Origin of the sequence: Nioella sp. (genome assembly GCF_964229645.1) — a bacterium.
GTDB lineage: Bacteria > Pseudomonadota > Alphaproteobacteria > Rhodobacterales > Rhodobacteraceae > Nioella.
In genome coordinates, this window is sequence record NZ_CAXREX010000149.1 from 1 (window position 1) to 2928 (window position 2928).

General features: G+C 63.7%; 3 protein-coding genes and 1 pseudogene. All 4 read right to left on the bottom strand.

Translation table 11 applies throughout. From position 1 onward, the window contains the following. Positions 1–181: pseudogene (locus tag ACEQXV_RS09845) on the bottom strand (hypothetical protein); the annotation flags it as partial. Between the two features lie 24 nt (positions 182–205). Then, positions 206–922 carry a TSUP family transporter gene (locus ACEQXV_RS09850; protein ID WP_370268973.1) on the bottom strand — a complete coding sequence of 239 codons (717 nt, stop codon included), beginning with the start codon at positions 920–922 and terminating at the stop codon, positions 206–208. 34 nt (positions 923–956) lie between these two features. After that, a complete protein-coding gene (gene secF, locus ACEQXV_RS09855; RefSeq protein ID WP_353337672.1) occupies positions 957–1925 on the bottom strand; it encodes a protein translocase subunit SecF in 969 nt (322 codons plus the stop codon). Position 1926: 1 nt separating this feature from the next. Beyond that, the coding region (gene secD / locus ACEQXV_RS09860) for a protein translocase subunit SecD (protein WP_370268975.1) at positions 1927–2928 on the bottom strand (1002 nt) is incomplete at its 5' end.

The window sequence follows — 2928 nt, forward strand, 5'->3', positions numbered from 1 at the left end:
CGTCAATCTGCCCCGCCAGCGCCAGAACGGGCCCAAGGTCGTCATAGCCGCCCCAGGGCTGCACACTGTCGGCGGTGACCAGCAACGGGGCCTGGTGCACCTCTCCTCCGATGCGGAAGAAGCCTTCGCCATAGCCGTCGATTGGCCGCGCCTTGCCATAGTCGATTTCGTTCAGTTGCATCGCACCCCTCCTGTCAAAAGTCCCTCAGACCGCATCGAACAGCGGCAGCCCCAGGACCATCGCCACCGCGACCAGCACATAGGCGGTCACCCTGTAGGCGCGTTCGTTCCCCGGCCGGAACATCAGACGCCCGATCCATGAGCCCAGACCATAGGGCAGCAACAGGATCAGACCAAGCGGCACAACCGCCCAGGTGATCACCCCCTGACGCGCCATCAGGGGCAGCAGCAGGATCGAGGTCACGGTCAGGAAGACCAGCGTCGTTGCGCGGTTCTTCTCGGCTCCGTCCTGTCCGGCCAGCTGGAAGATCACCACGACCGGGCCCAGCAGCCCCGTCGCCCCGCCCAGGAACCCCGCGCCCAGGCCCACGGCCCCGCGCGTCACCCGTCCGGGCCGCGCCTGGTAGCGCCACCCCGAGACCAGCGCCAGAAGCGTCACGCCGATCACCGCGATGACCGTCCAGCGCAGCCAGGTCACATCCGCTGTCTTCAGAACCCAGATCCCCGCCACCGCCGCAAGGCAGGCCAGGCCGATCTGCAAGGCCAGGGCCGGTCGGTCGACCTTGCTCCAGGCCTGCGGCACTACGGTAAAGACCGAGGCCACCGCCGAGATGTTGAAGACCGCGATCGCAACCTCCAACGGCACGATCCGCGCCGCCACCGGCAGGAAGATCAGCGCCGCGCCAAAGCCCGCAAAGCCATAGACCACGCCGGCCACGAATGTCGTGAAAAGAAGAAGCATCAACCCGAGGGAGCTGACCCCCTCGGGCAGAAGATCAGGCATCCACATTGGCAAACTGGTTGCCGGTGGTGTCCGTGGGCTTGGACCAGTCGCGTTTCACGCCCAGCCAGAGAACGACGTTCTTCGCCACATAGACCGAGGAATAGGTCCCGATCACCACGCCCCAGGTGATGGCAAAGACAAAGCCCCGGATCACGTCCCCGCCCAGCACCAGAAGCGCGATCAGCGCAATCAGCGTGGTGCCGGATGTCATCAGCGTCCGGCTGAGGGTTTCGTTCACCGACAGGTTCATCACGTCGATCAGCGGCTTGGTCTTGAACTTGCGCAGGTTTTCCCGCAGCCGGTCAAAGATCACCACGGTATCGTTGATCGAATAGCCGATGATGGTCAGCAGCGCCGCAATGGTCGCCAGGTCGAACCGGATCTGCAGCAGGGAAAACACCCCGATGGTGATCAGCACGTCGTGGAACAGCGCAACCACCGCCCCGACCGAGAACTGCCATTCGAACCGCAGCCAGATGTAGAACAGGATCGCCGCCAGCGCCGCCGCAACCGCCAGAACGGCGGTCTGGATCAATTCGCCAGAAACCTTGGGACCAACCGATTCCACCTGGGTGAAATGCACGGTCTCGTCCAGCGCCTTCAGCGCCTGTTCCACCTGGGTCACGGTCTCGGCGCTGATGCTTTCCTGGCCGTCCTGGGCCTGGATGCGGATCATCGCCACGTGGTGGTCGTCGTCAAAGGACGGATCGAACACCTCCGAGATCGAGGTATCGCCCAGCCCAAGCGGCGCAATCGCGTCGCGATAGGCACCGACGTCGACCGGCTGTTCGGACTGGGTCCGGATGGTCGTGCCGCCACGGAAGTCGATGCCGAAGTTCAGACCGACCGTCAGCCAAAGCGCTAGGCTTGCGATCATCATCACGATCGAGGCCCCGAAGGTCAGGGTCCGATACTTGAAGAAATCCCAGTTGGTGTTTTCGGGTACAAGTTTCAAACGCATCTCAGACCTCGATTGTCTTGGGCCGCGCCCGTTCGAACCACGTGACGATCAGCAGTCGGGTGACCCAGATCGCGGTGAAAACCGACGTCAGGATCCCGATCCCAAGCGTGACCGAGAAGCCCCGCACCGGGCCCGAGCCCAGGACAAACAGGATCACCGCCACGATGAAGGTCGTGATATTGGCGTCGACGATGGCCGACAGCGCCCGTTCATAGCCCAGCTCGATCGCGCGGGCCGGACCCTTGGCCGATTTCATCTCTTCCCGGATCCGTTCAAAGACCAGCACGTTGGCATCCACCGCCATGCCGATGGTCAGCACGATGCCCGCGATGCCCGGAAGGGTCAGCGTCGCCCCGATCACGCTGAGCAGACCAAAGATCATGCCCACGTTCAGGATCAGCGCGATATTGGCGAAAAGGCCGAACAGCCCATAAGACGCCCACATGAAGAACAGCACCGCAATGCCGGCAACGATACAGGCGATCTTGCCCGCCTGGATGCTGTCCGCCCCCAGTTCCGGCCCGATCGTGCGTTCCTCAAGGAAATCCAGCCCCGCAGGCAGGGCGCCCGCACGCAGCAGAACCGCCAGGTTGGTCGATTCCTCGACCGAGAAGTTGCCGGTGATGATCCCCGACCCGCCCGCGATATGGCTCTGGATCACCGGGGCGCTGATGACCTCGTTGTCCAGGACGATGGCAAAGGGGTTGCCGATGTTGTTGGCGGTATAATCGCCGAACTTGCGCGCCCCGGCCGGGTTGAACCGGAAGGACACCGCAGGCCGGCCGTTCTGATCAAAGGACGGCTGCGCATCGACCAGCTCTTCTCCGGTGACGACGGGCGTGTCTTCCAGCACGTAGAACTGGCCTTCCTCGTCCATCGAGGGCAGCAGCGAATTGCCCGGGCCGGCCACGGTCTGATCGTCCGTCGTGCGCCGGATCACCGGCTGGAAGGTCAGCTGCGCGGTGGTCCCGATGATGTCCTTCAGTTCCGAGGCCGATCCGAC

Excerpts from the sequence above, each read along its gene's own strand:
- ACEQXV_RS09850 (WP_370268973.1), bottom strand. The coding sequence starts at position 922 with ATGCTTCTTCTTTTCACGACATTCGTGGCCGGCGTGGTCTATGGCTTT.
- secF (WP_353337672.1), bottom strand. The coding sequence starts at position 1,925 with ATGCGTTTGAAACTTGTACCCGAAAACACCAACTGGGATTTCTTCAAG.